The sequence below is a fragment of the Pseudoblastomonas aquimaris genome, from assembly GCF_035481675.1.
GTDB lineage: Bacteria > Pseudomonadota > Alphaproteobacteria > Sphingomonadales > Sphingomonadaceae > Alteriqipengyuania_B.
The window spans coordinates 38,143-54,620 of sequence record NZ_JAYJJW010000002.1; the positions used below are offsets into that span (position 1 = coordinate 38,143).

A 16,478-nucleotide genomic window follows, 5' to 3' on the forward strand; every position below is an offset into this window, starting at 1 on the left:
CTTGGAGCGATGGATAATTCCCGGTCCTTGCGAAAATGCTAACCGCGTCGCCGGACGAGGCCGTTCGCCGCCCCGCAGACTGTTCATCGACAAGCACGAAACGCGGCGCTAAGCCAAAAACCATGAACCAACGCCCCGATACGCCGCTTCTGGACACTGTCGACACACCGGAAGACCTTCGCAAACTGAAGCCCGAACAACTTCGCCAGTTCGCCGACGAACTGCGCGCCGAAATGATCGACGCGGTCGGCTCCACAGGCGGGCACCTGGGCAGCGGGCTGGGCGTGGTCGAGCTGACCACCGCGATCCACTATGTCTTCAACACGCCCGACGACAAGCTGATCTTCGACGTCGGCCACCAGGCCTATCCGCACAAGATCCTGACCGGCCGGCGGGACCGCATCCGCACGCTGCGGCAGGGCGGCGGCCTGTCCGGTTTCACCAAGCGGAGCGAGAGCGAATACGATCCCTTCGGCGCGGCGCATTCCTCCACCTCGATCAGTGCGGGGCTGGGCTTCGCGGTCGCCAACAAGCTGAAGGGCCAGCCGGGCAAGGCGATCGCCGTCATCGGCGACGGCGCGATGAGCGCGGGCATGGCCTACGAGGCGATGAATAACGCCGAGCAGGCGGGCAACCGGCTGGTCGTGATCCTCAACGACAACGACATGAGCATCGCGCCCCCGGTGGGCGGCCTGTCCGCATACCTCGCGCGGATGGTATCCTCCAGCGAGTATCTCGGCCTGCGCAACCTGGCCTCCAAGGCGGCGAAGAAACTGTCGCGCCGCGTGTGGTCGGGCCTCGAAAAGGCCGAGGAATACACCCGCGGCATGGTGACCGGCGGGACGCTGTTCGAGGAACTTGGCTTCTATTACGTCGGCCCTATCGACGGACACAATCTGGACCACCTCATCCCGGTCCTGGAAAACGTGCGCGACAGCGAGCAGGGCCCGATCCTGGTCCATGTCGTGACCACCAAGGGCAAGGGCTACCAGCCCGCCGAAGACAGCGCCGACAAGTACCACGGCGTACCGAAATTCGACGTGGTCACGGGCGAAAAGGCGAAGTCCAAGGCCGGCCCGCCCGCCTACCAGAACGTGTTCGGCGAAACGCTGGCGAAGCTGGCCGAGAGCGACGACCGCATCTGCGCCATCACCGCCGCCATGCCCAGCGGGACGGGGGTGGACAAGTTCGCCGCCGCGCACCCCGACCGCGCCTTCGACGTCGGAATCGCCGAACAGCACGGGGTGACCTTTGCCGCCGGCCTCGCCGCGCAAGGGATGCGGCCGTTCGCGGCGATCTACTCTACTTTCCTCCAGCGCGCCTACGACCAGGTGGTCCACGACGTGGCGATCCAGAACCTGCCGGTCCGCTTCGCCATCGACCGCGCGGGGCTGGTCGGCGCGGACGGCGCGACCCATGCGGGCAGTTTCGACATCACTTACCTCGCCACCCTGCCCAATTTCGTGGTGATGGCCGCGGCGGACGAGGCGGAGCTGGTCCACATGACCTACACTGCCGCCGAATATGACGACGGACCTATTGCCCTGCGCTACCCGCGCGGCAACGGCGTCGGCGTGCCGCTGCCGGGAACGCCGCAGAAGCTGGAAATCGGCAAGGGCCGGGTGGTGCGCGAAGGCAGCAAGGTGGCGATCCTGTCGCTCGGCACGCGGCTCGCAGAAGCGAACAAGGCGGCTGACGAACTGGAGGCCAAGGGCCTTTCCACCACCGTCGCGGACCTGCGCTTCGCCAAGCCGCTCGACACCGACTTGATCGACCGGCTGATGAAAAGCCACGAGGTCGTGATCACAGTGGAGGAAGGCGCCATCGGCGGCCTCGGCGCGCATGTCCTCACCCACGCCAGCGACGAGGGCCTGACCGATACCGGGCTGAAGGTACGCACCATGCGCCTGCCCGACATGTTCCAGGACCACGACGATCCGGCAAAGCAATACGACGAAGCCCGCCTCAACGCCCCGCACATCGTGGACACGGTGCTGAAGGCGCTACGCCACAACAGCGCCGGCGTGGAGGAAGCGCGGGCTTGAGCGGATTATTGATCCTATTGATGTTTTTGGGGGTGATCGGAAAAGCGCCCCAAACCGCCGATCTATATGAACATGTCAATCATGCCGAGATGAAAGATAGACTGGCAAGCTGCGGGCTCAACAAGTTCGAAATCTTCATGGATAAGCTTACCCAAACCGACGTAATCTTCATTTCGGATGACGAGCTTTCTGTCGCGGAGTTGGAATGTGTGGCTCGTGCTACCGTTCGCAGTTTCTATGAGATCGAATTTTCCGACGATCGGATCGCCACCCTATTCCATGATGCGGAAGGGCCCATCCGCGCCCCGATCGAAGCGGAACGACGTGAGCGAAGGCGCACGGAAAAGCGAGCCTATCTAAAAAGCCGGTCGGACCTTGGCCCGCCTCCCGTGCGATTCGACAATGAGACAGAATTTGCGTTTGCCAAGCGAATAGAAGAATATTGTGGTTCTGAGGCCGAGGGACTTTTCTCCAACGAACTGGAAGGTCTCACGGTCTCCCCAGCCTGGCTAGGCCGGGATGATATCTACGAGAGCGCGACGTTTGCTGCCTTTCGATGCGCGATGTCTGTTCTGACGCTAGAAGGCATCCAGTTCAGGATTGTCGGCAATGCGCAGTATCGCACGCCCAACCGCACACAAGCAGACTAGCAGCAGCTTAAACCACCCACCGCCAGATGCCTGCGGCCCAGCCGCCCTGCGGAATGTGCATGTAGGTTGCGGCGAGCCAGATTGCGGCGCCGCCTGCCAGAGGGATCACCCCCGCTTTCGGCAGCTGGCTCCAGCGCGGCCAGTAGGTCGTCTTGCCTTCCCATTCGCGCCAGGCGCCGCCCATCAGGGCTTTCTTCTTGCGGTCCTGCATATGCGCGCCAACAAGGGCCAGGAAGCCGATGGCGCTTGCGACCACCAGCGTGCGGGCGGTCGGCGCGGCGATGATGTGGGCGAGGGCCCACAGCGCGAAGCCCCACATCATCGGGTGGCGGGTGACGGCAAAGACGCCATTGGCGGACTTGCTCATCGCCAGCTCCTGCGCACCCGGCGCGGGCAGGGCCGGGTTGCCCATCAGCGATCCCGTGAACAGCACCATGGCGAGCAGCGTCAGCACGCTCGCCGCCGCCCAGCTGACATCGTCGAAGCCGGACCACAGCGGCGTCATGGGCAAGTGGACGCCGGTGAATGCGAAATACATCCACGCCATGCAGGCAGCGCTGACCAGCGAATAAGCGATCATGAAGCCGCCTTGCCCCAGCCGCTTGACGAGCGAGGCGCGCAAGGGATGCGACATGGCGAAATGCGTGCCGACGAAAGCGATGCTGGCGGCAATCAGTTCGATCAGGTCGCGTTCCATGATGCCTCCTCTCGCCGCGCTTTACTCGATGCCGAGCAGCTCCACCTTGAACAACAGCGTCGCGCCGCCCGGGATGGGCCCCTTGCCTTCCGGACCGTAGGCCAGCGTGGCCGGCGCGGCGAGCTCGATCGTGTCGCCCACGGCCATTTGCGGGATCGCCATCTGCCACGCCGGGATCAGCCGGCCGAGCGGGAAAGTGGCAGGCTCGCCCCGGTCGTAGGAACTGTCGAAACCCGTGCCGTCAACGAATGTGCCGGCGTAATGCACGGTGACCGTGTCCGCGACACTCGGCTTTTCGCCCACGCCGTCGCCCGCGATCCGGCGCCAGCGCAGGCCGCCGTCCATCACCGTCCAGCCGTCCGCCGAGTTTCGCGAATGGAGCGCGGTCTGCTGCTGTTGCTGCCAGGCGATATCCTGCGAGTAATCGGGCGCCCGGTCCTGCGCCAAAACCGCCGCCCCGCTCGCCGCGATGGCGAGGCCCAGCATGGCGAGCGTGGTGCGCATGGGAGAGGTACTCTTGCGTTTGGTTCCGGTCATCGGTCGTAGGCTTTCGGCAGGTCGCTTTCGTCGAGATCGCGATAGCGGTCGCGCAGGCGCGTCTGGTGGTTGGTCAGCGGCTGGTCGATGCCGTCGATGAAGACGCGGGTCGGGCGGCTGGACAGCTCCAGCGGGTCGCCGTCCCAGATCACCACGTCGGCCACCGCGCCCGGTGCGAGCACGCCGTAGCGCCCGCCGACACCCGCGATCTGCGCGGGGATGGAGGTGATGGATGCCAGCGCCTCTCCCCAGGTCAGCCCGGTGCGGCCCGGCACGCGGGCCAGGCTGACGAGGTTGCCGGCATATTGCGGGGCGAAGCGCGGCTGCTCCATATCGGAATAGCTGCCGACCGCCACCGTCACCCCGGCATCGACCATGCGGCCGACATTGTCCTGCGTGGCGGCGAGCTGCTCGAAGCTGGAGGGCAGGTCGTCGAGCGGGTCGGCGATCACCGGCACGCCCGCCGCCGCGATCTCCCTTGCCACCAGCCAGCCTTCGCTGACGCCGACGAGGACCAGGTCGAGCGCGGGGAATTCGCCTTTCAGCGCCAGCACGCTCCGGATATCGGCGGCACGCTCGGCGCGGACGTAGAGCTGCTGCTGCCCGCTCACCACCGGCACCAGCGCGGCGGCATCGAAGCGGGAGAGCAGCACATCGTCACGCTCCGCCTCGCTGTCGACCAACCGCGGGTCGATCGGCACGTCGTCGCCCGTGTCGACACTGGCCGGGCGGCGGCGCGATCCGGAAATGCCCGACGCCTCGCCATATTGCCGTGCTTCGCGCAAGGCATTGCGGAGCAGCGCATGCGCCGCCGGGCGCGATCCGCCCGCCAGCGCACCGCCGCGTTCGCCCAGCTCGATCATCTGGAAGGCGCGCGGCCGGACCACCGGCTCGGGATCGTCGCCGAGGTCGATGATCGCGCCTTGACCGGCAAAGATCGAACTGCCCGCTGTGCCGATGGCCGTCGCCCGGGTGACGCCGCCCGCGCGGCTTACCGCGACCTGCGTCGATGCCGGGTTGATCGAGGTCGAGAAATCGAGCGCCGCGCTGAAGGGCGAGCTTCGAGCAGACAGGTCGTTCGAATTGCTCACCCCGCTGACATCGTAGAGGCCGAGGTCGGTCAGCGAGGCGAAGATGCCGGGCGTGACCCAGCCCCCGCCCGCATCGACCACCGTGCCCGCCGGGGCGGCCCCGCCGGCAGCACCGGCATAGGTCACGCGCCCGCCGGTGACGACGACGATGCCGCCTTCGACCGGCTCCGACCCGTCACCCGTGGCAACGGTGGCGTTGGTGACGGTGAAATCCTGCGCGGCGAGCGAGCCTGCCGAAAGGGCAAGGCCGAGCGTGGCGGCGGCGGACAGCAGGCGCTTCATTTCACGTCTCCTTCACCGGGCAGCCCAAGCTCGAAATCGCTCACCGGGCGCATCGCCGGATCGGCCGCGTCGAACATCAGGGCGCCGTCGATCCACACCCGCTCGGGCCGCGAATAGACGGAGAAGGGGTTGCCGTTCCACAGCACCACGTCGGCCATCTTTCCCGCTTCCAGGCTGCCGGTCATCGCCTCGATCCCCATCGCCTTGGCGGCGTTGTAGGTGATCCAGCGGATGCCTTCCGCATCGCTGATCTCGATGCCCATGCGGTGCCCGTCGGTCATCGCCTTGGCAGCTTCCTGGTTCAGGCGCTGGATGCCGTTCGCATCGTCGGAGTGGATCACCACGCAGGCGCCCTGGTTATAGAGCAGGGCCGCGTTTTCCGGGATCCCGTCGAGCGATTCCATCTTGAAGCCCCACCAGTCGGCCCAGATGGCGCTGCAGACGTCGTTTTCGCGCAGCAGGTCGCCAATCTTGTAGGCTTCGACCGCATGGTGGAAGGCGCTGACGCGGTAGCCCGCTTCCTTGGCCATATCGAGCACCAGTGCCATTTCGTCGGCGCGGTAGCAATGGTTGTGGACGAGGATTTCGCCGTCGAGCACGCCGGCCAGCGTTTCCATCTCGAGATTGCGTTTCTCGCGCTTGCCCTCTGCCCATTCCTTGGCTGCGGCCCACTTGGCGCGGTTGGTGGCGAAATTGCCCATGCGGGTGGACGGCTGGCGGCCGCGGCTGCCGTAAACACGCTTGGGGTTTTCGCCGCATGCCATCTTGAAGCCGTAGGGCGCGCCGGGGAACTTCATTCCCTGCACCGTGCGGCTGGGCACGTTCTTCAACGTGACCGAGCGCCCGCCCATGAGGTTGGCGGAGCCGGGCAGGATCTGCATCGCGGTAACGCCGCCGTTGGCAAGCGCGCGGCTGAAGCCCGGGTCCTGCGGCCAGACCGAATGCTCGGCCCAGACGTCGGCGGTGATGGGGGAGGTGGCCTCGTTCCCGTCGCTCTGCGCGGACACGCCGGGGCTGGGATAGACGCCGAGGTGCGAATGGATATCGATGATGCCGGGCGTCACAAATTTTCCCGCCCCGTCGATGCGGGTGTAGCCGGCCGGGATGGCAAGCGAAGCGTCGCCCACGGCCACAACCTCGCCATCGGCGAACAGGACCGTCCCGCCATCGATCTGGTTGCCCGCCCCGTCGAGGATGGTTGCCCCCACGATCGCGGTCGGTGTGCCGGGATAGGCGGAATAGGTGCTGGCGAAAGGCACTTCGGCCGGCGCGTCTGCGGTTTCCGCCTCCTCGCCCGTTCCGGTCGTCGCGCATCCCGCCAGCGCGAATGCAGCCAGTGCCGCGAAGCCTGTCCTGAGGCCTGTGGTCATCAATCCCCCCATCGGAAATGTCGTTCGAGCAAATGGAAAGGGCGGGACTCTGCCGGACCCCGCCCCTTCACCAATTAGTTCGGCTTGGTGGCCGGGTGGATGCCCGCGCCCTGCGGTTCGCCCGGACCTTCGGCCTGGCCTTCCAGGTCGTCGCCCACGTTGTCGTCTGCCAGCGTATCGAGATGCATCAGCTTCTTGATGAAGGGGCTGACGACCATCACGCCGACACCGATCCCGATGGCCCACCAGCCGACCGAGGAGTAGACGTCGAGCACGACCTGCTTGCCCGCTTCTTCGCCCACGCCTTCTGCGCCGGTTGCTGCCGCGATCAGGCCGGCGGCGAAGTTGCCGGTGGCCGAAGCGAAGAACCACGTGCCCATGATGAGCGATGCGATCTGCGCCGGAGCCAGCCGGTTCATGGCCGACAGGCCGACCGGAGACAGGCACAATTCGCCGGTCGTGTGGAGCAGGTAGATCAGGAAGATGAAGATCACCGGCACCGGCACGTCGATGCCCACCGACTGCGCGCCCCAGACCAGGACCAGGAAGCCGAGCCCGACCTGGATAACGCCCAGGCCGAACTTGAACGGGGTCGAAGGTTCGATGCCCTTGCGCCCCATCACGGTCCACAGCGTGGCGAACACCGGTGCCAGCAGGATGATGTAGATGGCGTTGATCGACTGGAAGACCGATGCCGGCACGCCGCCGCGGTCGACATGGCGATCGGTGAACAGGTTGAGGCTGGAGCCGGCCTGTTCGAACAGCGCCCAGAAGATGATCGACACGAAGATCAGGAACATCGCCGCGACGATCCGGTCGCGGTCATGGTCGGTCTTGGCGATCATCTGCAAGATCATCACGCTCAGCACGCCGCCTGCGCCGATCGTCGCGGGCAGCTGCCAGCCGGCATTGCCTTGCGAAACGAAGAACATCGACACGATCAGCAGGGCGCTGAGGCCGACGAACGAATAGAACGCAGCCGAAGGTGCGGCGTTGTAGTTTCCGTAAGGCAGCTGGAAGACCGCGATCGAAAGGACGTAGCAAACGAGCGCCGCGCCGAAGGTGCCGAGGAAGACGCCGACAGCGTCCTGGTTCTGGATGGCGATCCAGCACAATGCTACCATCAGCAGGCCGACGAGGTAGACGCTCATCTCCTTGCTCTTGGCCAGAGCCTTCGGCGGCTCGCCGCGGCCGAGAAGCAGGCCCTTCCCGAGCACGAAGACGACCAGGCCGGCGAGCATGCCGATACCTGCAAGACCGAAGCCATAGGCCCAGCCATAGGTTTCGCCAATATAGCCGCACAGCAGGGAGCCGATGGCCGCACCAAGGTTAATGCCCATGTAGAAGATGGTGTAGGCACCGTCACGCCGCACGTCGGTGCGGGGGTACAGCTGACCCACGATGACCGAGATGTTGGCCTTCAGGAAACCGGAGCCGACGATGATGAGCGCCAGCGCCAGCCAGAAAACGTAAATGACCGGATTATCGGCATTGCCTGCTCCCGGCTCGCCTTCGAAGGCCATGAAGAAATGGCCCAGGGTCAGCAGGACCGCGCCGAACAGCACCGCCTTGCGTTGCCCCAGGTACCGGTCGGCCAGATAGCCGCCGATCACCGGCGTGATGTAGACCAGTGCCGTGTAGGCACCGTAGATGATGCCCGCGTCGCTATCCGAAAACAGCCAGTGCTTGGTCAGGTAGAAAATCAGCAGGGCGCGCATGCCGTAGTAGGAGAAACGCTCCCACATCTCGGCGAAGAAGAGGACGAAAAGCCCCTTCGGATGCCCCAGGAAAGTGCCCGCCGAATCTCCGTGCGGTAGCGATTGCGATGCCATCGAATAGTCCCTCTTGTCCCTGTCGGGTGCGGCCCTGTCCCGCGCCGTTCCCCGTGGAAAGCGCGCACCCTAGCGGATGAATCGGCGCTGTGAAGCGACAAGTTGCAGACGAAACCGCCTTTCTATCACCTGAAGCAGCCGTCCTTGTGTCGCGACGATGACGTGGGAACCCTTGACGCGCTGCGCCGTATTATGGCACTGAAACACCTTGCGGCCGGCGGATTGGGCCATGGTCGCGCAAGAAATCGGTCGGGTTATCGGCCGATCGGGGACCGACATGAACCAAGCCAACCGACCCGTATACCTGCGCCTGCGCGACCTGATCGCCGCCGCGATCATCGAAGGGCGCTACGAGGAGGGGGCGATGCTCCCGTCCGTCCGCGCCTTCGCGGCGGAGCAGGGGGCGAACCCACTGACAGTGGCCAAGGCCTACCAGCAGTTCCAGAACGACGGGCTGGTCGAGGTGCAGCGCGGGGTCGGCATGTTCGTGGTTTCGGGCGCGGCCAGCCGCCTGCGGGCGCGCGAGCGCGACGAGTTCCTGTCCGAGGAGTGGCCCGAAATCCGCGCGCGGATGGAACGGCTCGGCATCGCGGCCAGCGACCTGCTCGCCGATTGCTAATCGGCCCTGTCGCCTAATTTAACAATTCATGTTGCAAGGTTGCCCCGCGCGCCCGCGTCTGGCAAGGAAAGCCAGGGGCGCGGGATTCGACAGCCGCTTATAAACAAGCGAAAAAAGCGGTTTCGTGGTCAACTCAAGGGGTGTGACATGATCAGATCGGAACTCATCCAGGCCCTCGCCGACGACAACCCCGATTTGCGCCACGAGGAAGTCGAGCAGGTGGTCGAGCTGTTCTTCGACGAAATCAGCGCGCGGCTGGCCGAAGGCGGCCGGGTCGAATTGCGCGGCTTCGGTGCCTTTTCCACGCGCGAGCGCGAAGCCCGCAAGGGGCGCAATCCGCGCACGGGCGAGGAAGTGGACGTCGCCGCCAAGCGCGTGCCGTTCTTCAAGCCCGGCAAGGACATGCGCGAACGCCTCAACCGCGACTGACCGCGGTTTCCCGACTCTCTATCATTGCCATCGTTGTGGCGCCGCCGCAGCCGCGCTAGGCGCTGCGAAGCTGCGGGCGTGGCGGAATGGTAGACGCCGGGGACTTAAAATCCCCTGAGCCTTGCTCGTGTGGGTTCGAGTCCCACCGCCCGCACCAGTTTCAACAAGAGAAAACCATCCGGGGGATGGTTTTCCGTTGAAACTCCCGAGCGAAGCGAAGGTGCGCCAAGCTTGATTTCGGCACCCTTATCGGCCCGAGTTCCCGAGCGAAGCTCAGCTCAGCCAACGAATCGCTGACTCCCGTCCGCACTGCACTACGTAATCCCCCCAAGCCCTCCCGCCGCCGCTTTTTAGCCAATCCGCGCCCACACCATCCCCCGTCGCCAATCTTCCGGCGATCAGGAAACGGGGACGACAGAATGGGGCAGGCCTGGCAGCCACCGATCATCGACGAGGGACAGGTCGCGGACCAGCACGGGGCCTCGCACGCCCATCGCCACGCTCCGCATCCCGAAGAACGCCGCGCCAAGCCGCGCCAGGCGATGCTGATCCGCAGCGCCAAGCTGGTCATCGGCGCGCGCGAATATCTCTGTGTCATCCGCGACGTTTCCGAAAAGGGCATCTCGCTGCGCGTCTTCCACGATATCCCTAAGACAGACACGCTGGAGCTGGTGCTCGGCAACGGGGACCGGTTCAAGCTGACGCCCGTCAGGCGCGAACCGATGCTGCTGGCATGCGAATTCGTGGGCAGGCCGGACGTCACCCGCATCGTGGAGGAGCCGAGCCGTTATCGCCGCCGGCAAACCCGGTTGGCGATCACGCTGCCGGTCACGGTCGAGGGCATCTTCGGCAGCGAGATGGCGCTCATCACCAATATCTCGCAGCAGGGCGCGCGGCTGGAATGCGAACGGCGATTGCCCGTCCACAGTCGCATCCGCATTGGCGCGCGGGTCCTGCCCGAGCTGGAGGCCAAGGTGTGCTGGTCGCACAGCCGGGCTGCGGGCGTGACGTTCGAGAACTATCTCCGCTTCGAGGAATTCGCCCAGCTCGTCGCCGCGATCTGACCGTAGTTTAACCATTGGATAACCATTTTCCTTCACTCCCGACCAAGACATCCGGACAGGTTGGCCAACGGGGGCAGGAATGGCAGCGGAAACGCGCAAGAGCAGCGGTGAAATCGAAGTCGACGTGGCGATCGTGGGGGCCGGCCCCGCGGGGCTGACCGCCGGATACCTCCTCACCAAGGCCGGCAAGTCGGTCGCGATCATCGAGAAGGACGCGCATTACGTCGGCGGCATCAGCCGCACCGTGGAGCACGACGGCTATCGCTTCGACATCGGCGGCCACCGCTTCTTCTCGAAAAGCCAGCAGGTCGTGGACCTGTGGGACGAAATCCTGCCCGATGATTTCATCCAGCGCCCGCGGATGAGCCGCATCTATTACGAGGGCAAGTTCTACAGCTACCCGCTGCGCGCCTTCGAGGCGCTGCGCAACCTGGGCCTGTGGCGCTCGACTGCATGCATGGCGAGCTACCTCAGGTACAAGCTCTTCCCGATCAAGGACATCCGCAGTTTCGAGGACTGGACCACCAACCAGTTCGGCCACAAGCTCTATTCGATCTTCTTCAAGACTTACACCGAGAAGGTGTGGGGCATGCCGTGCGACGAAATGAGCGCGGACTGGGCGGCGCAGCGGATCAAGGGCCTGAGCCTGTGGAGCGCGGTGGTCGACGGTCTGAAGCGCAGCCTCGGCCTCAACAAGAAACCGAACGACGGGATGGGCGCCAAGACCCTGCTCGAAACCTTCCGCTATCCGCGCCAGGGCCCCGGCATGATGTGGGAAGCCGCGCGCGACAAGATCGTGGCGAGCGGCAAGGGCGAGGTCCTGATGGGCCACGCGCTCAAGCAGCTAGCCCATGTCGGCTCCGATGATGGCGAAGGCGGCTGGCGCATGACCGCCAGCGGTGCGGATGGCGAAACGATCATCCGCGCGAAACACGCGATCAGCAGCGCGCCGATGCGCGAGCTCGCCGCGCGCCTGCATCCGCTGCCCGACACGACGCTCAATGGCTCGAAGCTGAAATACCGCGACTTCCTAACCGTCGCGCTGATGGTGGAAGGCGAGGACCTGTTCCCCGACAACTGGATCTATATCCACGACAGCAAGGTGCAGGTCGGCCGGGTGCAGAACTTCCGCAGCTGGTCGCCCGAAATGGTGCCCGACGAGAAAATGGCCTGCGTCGGCCTCGAATATTTCTGTTTCGAGGGCGACGGCCTGTGGGACATGGACGACGGCGACCTCGTTGCGCTCGCGACAAGCGAGATGGACACGCTTGGCCTGCTCGACCCCAATAAGGTCAAGGGCGGCGCGGTGGTGCGGCAGGAAAAGGCCTATCCCGTCTATGACGAGGATTATGCCGCGAACGTCGCCGCGATGCGCGGTGAGCTGGAGGACAAGTTCCCGACGCTGCACTTGGTGGGCCGCAACGGCATGCACCGCTACAACAACCAGGACCACGCGATGATGACCGCGATGCTGACGGTGGAGAACATCCTCGCCGACCGCCGCGTGTACGACATCTGGTGCGTGAACGAGGATGCCGAGTATCACGAGGCTGGCGACGAAGGCGCCGAAAAGGCTCTGCCGGCCAGAGAGAACGGACGCGAGACGGTGAGCGAGGACCAGGCCGCCGCACTCAATTCCATGCGCGACGTGCCGGAGCGGGTGAAGCCCGCTGCGGGCAGCAAGGCCGCCTGACGCAATTGCCATGGCGCCTCTCGTCCGCCGCCTGATCGACATCCGCTTCACGCGCTACGTGCTGGCAAGCGTCGGCGCGCTGGCGGTCGACGTCGGCACGTTCCTCGCGTTGCTGGCCTTATCGGCCGCGCCTTGGGCCGCATCCGCGACCGGCTATTCGCTCGGCATCCTGGCCCACTGGCTGCTGTCGAGCCGCACCGTGTTCGGCACCGACGTGGCGGACCGCGGACCTGCCCGCACGCGGCAAAAGGCGCTGTTCGTCTTCTCGGCGCTCGTCGGCCTCGCCCTCACCACCGCGATCGTGGCTGGCGGAGCGGCAGCGGGGATCGATCCGCGCGCCGCCAAGGTCGCGGCCATCGTGGTCAGTTTCTTCACCACCTGGCTGCTGCGCAACCATTTCGTCTTTCGCACCGCAGGCACGCCATGAGCGGCCTCGACCGGCGGCGGCTGCTGTTCGGGCGGGAGATGGTCGTGCGCGTTGCCGCCATCTGGCTCGCCGCCATCGCGCTGTCGCTCGCCTTCGCATGGAGCAAGCTTGCCGCGCTCGACCTGCCGGGGCCCGACGACGCGCTGCGCTTGGTACAGGTCCGCGACTTCCTGGCCGGGCAAGGCTGGTTCGATCTCACCCAATACCGGATCGACGCGGCGAGCGGCGGCATTGCGATGCACTGGTCGCGCCTCGTCGATGCGCCGATAGCCCTGATCGCTGCCTTGCTGGCTCCGCTGATCGGGCAGGGCGCGGCAGAAGTGGTTGCGCTCGCGGCAGTGCCGGCCTTGACCTTGCTCGCGGTGATGCTGCTGGCCGGCCGGATCGCCTGGCGGATGCTGGGCCTTAAGGCGGTCGTCGCCACCGGCATAGTGGTTGCCGTCGCCGCGCCGCTTGCGAACCAGTTGCGGCCCGGCCGCATCGACCACCACGGCTGGCAGATCGCACTGGCGCTGGTGGCGATCAACGCACTGATCGCGCGTGACGAGCGCAAGGGCGGCCTCGTGCTCGGCACGGCGCTGGCGGCGTGGATGGCGATCTCCATCGAAGGCTTGCCGCTCGCTGCCGCGTTCATCGGCATCGCCGCGCTGCGCTGGCTGCGCGATCCGCAGGACGATACGCTGATGACCCACGCCATGGCCGCGCTTGCCGCTGCCAGCGCGCTGCTGTTCGCTTTCACGCGCGGCTTCACCGACCTTGCCGCCCATTGCGATGCGATCGGGCCGGTTCACCTGTCCGTATTCCTGCTGGGCGCGGCGAGCCTGTTCGGCCTCGCCCGTCTCGAGCCCGGAAGCGTGGCCGTGCGGCTGGGCGGGCTTGCCGCCACTGCGGCGGCGGCTTTCGCCCTCCTTGCGTTCAGCGCGCCGGAGTGCGCGACCGGCGGCTTCGCGCAGGTCGATCCGGTGGTGCGCGACGGCTGGCTTGCCACCATCGCCGAAGGCCTGCCGATGTGGCAGCAGGAACCGACCATCATCCTGCTCACCGTGGTGCCTGCCGCGCTGGGCATCTGGGGCATGATGCACCACGCCAGCCTGACCCATGCGTGGCTGCGCCGTTTCTGGCTCGAATATGCCGCGCTGACGCTGGCCGCCCTGGGCGTCGCCATGCTGGTCAGCCGCGCCGGTTCGGTCGCCGTGGCCTTCGCCGCCCCGGTGCTTGGCTGGCAGCTGTCGCGCTGGGTGGAGGTGGTACGCACCTCGCCGGTCCCGCGCCAGCGCATCGCCGCGATTGCGGGTTGCACGCTGATCCTGGTGCCCGCCCTGCCGTTCACGCTGGGCGCGCTGCTGACATCGTCCGCCGTCAACGCGTCGCCAGGCGCAGCGCCGGACATCCTGGAAACGTGCGAGGCCGACTGGGCCGCATTTGCGAGCCACGCCGGTCGCGGCGAGGAAGTGCTTGCCCCGCTCGACCTCGGCCCGCAGATCCTGCTGCGCAGCCCCGCAGGCGTGGTCGCGACGAGCCACCACCGCGGGGATCGCGGCATCAAGGCCTTGCTGGAGGTTTTCGCCGCGTCACCGCAGGAGTCCCGCAACATACTGGCGGCGCGCGGCACGAAGTGGGTCGCCACCTGCACCGGGCATCACGAGCTTTATTTCTACGCGCTGGAAGGCGATGAGACGCTGGCCGGAGCCTTGCGCGACGGGAACGCGCCTGCATGGCTGGAGCCGGTGATCGCACCGCGCAGCCCCACCGATCTCGCCCTGTGGCGGATCAAGACGGAATGAAGTCCATCGCCACGCCGTTCATGCAATAGCGCTTGCCCGTCGGCCGCGGCCCGTCATCGAACACATGGCCCAGGTGGCCGCCGCAATCGGCGCACAGCACCTCGGTGCGTGGGTAACCCAGCTTGTAATCGGTATCCGTCGCGATTCCGCCGCGCAGCGGACGATAGAAGCTCGGCCAGCCGGTGCCGCTCTCGAACTTGGTCGAGGAGGCATAGAGCCGGTTCTGGCAGCCTGCGCAGACATAGGTGCCGGCGCGCTTCTCGCTGTTGAGCGGGGAGGAATAGGGGCGCTCGGTACCCGCCTGCCGCAGCACGCGGTACTCCGCGCTCGTCAGCTGGCGGCGCCACTGGGCGTCCGTCTTGGTCACCGGCCAGTCGCGCGCCTCGGCCTCGCTCGCACCGCAGGCGGCAAGCACGGGCAGGGCGGTGCCGATGCCGAGGAAGCTGAGAAAGCCGCGCCGGTCGGTACTGGCTGGGCCCCGGTCGTGTCGTGTTGGCAAAGTCATGCGTATCTCCTGCCATGATATACGTATCGGCAGGCTGAACGGTTGCATTCCGGCGCGTCAGAAGCGCGACATGGTGACCCCAAGCTTGCGGAAGCCGTGGACGAAGTTCGCGCGCACGCGCTCCACCTCGCCCGTCACCGCGATGCGCATGCGCCGCGCGTGCATTTCTTCCAGCAGGACCCGCAGCTGCAATTCCGCCAGCCGAGCACCCACGCAGCGGTGGATGCCATAACCGAAGGCGATATGCCGCCGCGCATTCTCGCGCGTGATGTCGAGCTTGTCGGGGTTTTCGAAAACCTCTTCGTCGCGATTGGCGGAAAGATACCACATCACCAGCTTGTCGCCCTTCTTGATCTCTTCCCCGAACAGCTCCGCATCTTCGGTCGCGGTGCGGCGCATGTGGGCGAGCGGGGTCTGGTAGCGGATGCATTCCTGCACCGCGTTGGGGATGAGCTCGGGGTTCTGTTCGAACAGTTCGCGCTGGTCGGGGAACTGGTCGAAGGCATGAACGATGCCGCTCATCGTGTTGCGGGTGGTGTCGTTGCCCCCTACGATCAGGAGGACGAGGTTGCCCATGAATTCCTGCGGGTCCATCTCGGCCATGGCCTCCGAATGGATCATCATGGAGATGAGGTCGGGCCCCGGCTCTTCCTGCGAACGCCTCGCCCACAGCTGCTGGAAATAGGCGCCCATTTCCAAGAGGATGCCTTGCCGCATCTCGTCGAGATCGCGGACCAGCGCGATCTCCGTGTCGCCGGCCCAGTCGCTCCAGAAGGTGAGCAGGCGGCGGTCTTCCCACGGGAAGCCGAACAGGATCGCGAGCATGCCGGTGGTGAGCTCGATCGAGACGGTGTCGACCCAGTCGAATTCCTCGCCTTCGGGCAGCGTATCCAGCAGCTCGCCGGTGCGGGCGCGGATCTCGCTTTCCATCCGCTTCATTTCCGCAGGCGTGAAGGCGGGCGCCACCGTGCGACGCTGGCCGGTGTGCTTGGGCCGGTCCATCGCGATGAACATCGGCAGCTCGAAGCGCTCGCGCCCCTGCTCCGCCAACGTCTCGTCGTCGAGACGGTTGAGGATGGTGATGCCGCCGTATTCCCAGCTGGAGGAATAGAGCTCGGGCAGCGATTCGACGTGCTGGATGGCCTTGTGCTGGACCACGTTCCAGTAGGAACCGAAGGGGCTGCGCTCGACGTAATGAAGCGGCCCTTCCTCGCGCATTTCGCGGAAGATCGGCTGCCAGCGATCCTCGTAATAAATGTCGCTGCGGCTGACGTCCTTGGGGTCTTCGTGGGTCCAGGCCTGGTCGGGGTTCGCCGCAAGGTGGGCGTCCAGCGCCTCGACCGCCGCGGGGGAGGACCGGAACTCCATCGGAGCCTGCGGGGGTGCCTGCGTTGCCATGCCTTTTATCTCCTCGCCCTCCTGCCGGTGCATGCCTGCGGGATGGGTGGGCGGA

15 protein-coding genes and 1 tRNA gene are annotated in these 16,478 nt (G+C 65.9%); 9 read left to right on the forward strand and 7 right to left on the reverse strand.

The window, feature by feature from the left end:
• Window positions 1-122 precede the first annotated feature (122 nt).
• A complete protein-coding gene (gene dxs, locus VCJ71_RS10245) occupies window positions 123-2,045 on the forward strand; it encodes a 1-deoxy-D-xylulose-5-phosphate synthase (RefSeq protein WP_324640973.1) in 1,923 nt (640 codons plus the stop codon).
• On the forward strand, window positions 2,042-2,695 hold the full coding sequence (locus VCJ71_RS10250; RefSeq protein ID WP_324640974.1) for a hypothetical protein: 654 nt from the start codon (window positions 2,042-2,044) through the stop codon (window positions 2,693-2,695). Before dxs ends, VCJ71_RS10250 begins: the two co-directional genes overlap by 4 nt.
• A gap of 7 nt (window positions 2,696-2,702) precedes the next feature.
• Here VCJ71_RS10250 and VCJ71_RS10255 read toward each other — a convergent pair whose 3' ends face one another.
• The 5 genes from VCJ71_RS10255 to VCJ71_RS10275 all read right to left on the reverse strand — a co-directional run bounded on the left by VCJ71_RS10255 (window position 2,703) and on the right by VCJ71_RS10275 (window position 8,504).
• The gene (locus VCJ71_RS10255; RefSeq protein ID WP_324640976.1) at window positions 2,703-3,392 is read right to left on the reverse strand and encodes an NnrU family protein; all 690 of its coding nucleotides are present in this window, start codon (window positions 3,390-3,392) and stop codon (window positions 2,703-2,705) included.
• Between the two features lie 21 nt (window positions 3,393-3,413).
• Window positions 3,414-3,929, reverse strand: coding sequence for an FKBP-type peptidyl-prolyl cis-trans isomerase (locus tag VCJ71_RS10260; RefSeq protein WP_324640977.1), 516 nt, complete (start codon window positions 3,927-3,929; stop codon window positions 3,414-3,416).
• Window positions 3,926-5,302: an amidohydrolase family protein gene (locus VCJ71_RS10265; protein ID WP_324640979.1), complete on the reverse strand. Its 1,377-nt coding sequence runs from the start codon at window positions 5,300-5,302 to the stop codon at window positions 3,926-3,928. The genes VCJ71_RS10260 and VCJ71_RS10265 overlap by 4 nt, the downstream gene beginning before the upstream one ends.
• Window positions 5,299-6,672, reverse strand: coding sequence for an amidohydrolase (locus VCJ71_RS10270; protein ID WP_324640982.1), 1,374 nt, complete (start codon window positions 6,670-6,672; stop codon window positions 5,299-5,301). Before VCJ71_RS10270 ends, VCJ71_RS10265 begins: the two co-directional genes overlap by 4 nt.
• Window positions 6,673-6,746: 74 nt before the next feature.
• On the reverse strand, window positions 6,747-8,504 hold the full coding sequence (locus tag VCJ71_RS10275) for a peptide MFS transporter (RefSeq protein WP_324640983.1): 1,758 nt from the start codon (window positions 8,502-8,504) through the stop codon (window positions 6,747-6,749).
• Window positions 8,505-8,781: 277 nt separating this feature from the next.
• Here VCJ71_RS10275 and VCJ71_RS10280 point away from each other — a divergent pair, with 277 nt between their 5' ends.
• From VCJ71_RS10280 to VCJ71_RS10310, 7 genes are all read left to right on the forward strand, one after another.
• Window positions 8,782-9,123, forward strand: coding sequence for a GntR family transcriptional regulator (locus VCJ71_RS10280; RefSeq protein WP_324640985.1), 342 nt, complete (start codon window positions 8,782-8,784; stop codon window positions 9,121-9,123).
• A gap of 147 nt (window positions 9,124-9,270) precedes the next feature.
• A complete protein-coding gene (locus tag VCJ71_RS10285; RefSeq protein ID WP_290136567.1) occupies window positions 9,271-9,552 on the forward strand; it encodes an integration host factor subunit beta in 282 nt (93 codons plus the stop codon).
• 72 nt (window positions 9,553-9,624) lie between these two features.
• Window positions 9,625-9,709, forward strand: a tRNA-Leu gene (locus VCJ71_RS10290).
• 262 nt (window positions 9,710-9,971) lie between these two features.
• Window positions 9,972-10,616, forward strand: a complete 645-nt coding sequence (locus tag VCJ71_RS10295) for a PilZ domain-containing protein (RefSeq protein WP_324640986.1) — start codon at window positions 9,972-9,974, stop codon at window positions 10,614-10,616.
• A gap of 79 nt (window positions 10,617-10,695) precedes the next feature.
• Window positions 10,696-12,309 (forward strand): NAD(P)/FAD-dependent oxidoreductase, encoded by a 1,614-nt coding sequence (locus VCJ71_RS10300; protein ID WP_324640987.1) that lies wholly within the window; start codon window positions 10,696-10,698, stop codon window positions 12,307-12,309.
• A gap of 10 nt (window positions 12,310-12,319) precedes the next feature.
• The gene (locus VCJ71_RS10305) at window positions 12,320-12,736 is read left to right on the forward strand and encodes a GtrA family protein (RefSeq protein WP_324640989.1); all 417 of its coding nucleotides are present in this window, start codon (window positions 12,320-12,322) and stop codon (window positions 12,734-12,736) included.
• Window positions 12,733-14,520 carry a hypothetical protein gene (locus VCJ71_RS10310; RefSeq protein WP_324640991.1) on the forward strand — a complete coding sequence of 596 codons (1,788 nt, stop codon included), beginning with the start codon at window positions 12,733-12,735 and terminating at the stop codon, window positions 14,518-14,520. Before VCJ71_RS10305 ends, VCJ71_RS10310 begins: the two co-directional genes overlap by 4 nt.
• On the opposite strand, the gene msrB is transcribed toward VCJ71_RS10310, so the two are convergent.
• Window positions 14,507-15,025: a peptide-methionine (R)-S-oxide reductase MsrB gene (gene msrB, locus VCJ71_RS10315; RefSeq protein WP_324640992.1), complete on the reverse strand. Its 519-nt coding sequence runs from the start codon at window positions 15,023-15,025 to the stop codon at window positions 14,507-14,509. The two genes, VCJ71_RS10310 and msrB, sit on opposite strands and share 14 nt — an antisense overlap.
• Before the next feature lie 57 nt (window positions 15,026-15,082).
• Window positions 15,083-16,423 (reverse strand): cytochrome P450, encoded by a 1,341-nt coding sequence (locus tag VCJ71_RS10320; RefSeq protein ID WP_324641519.1) that lies wholly within the window; start codon window positions 16,421-16,423, stop codon window positions 15,083-15,085.
• Window positions 16,424-16,478: the final 55 nt, after the last annotated feature.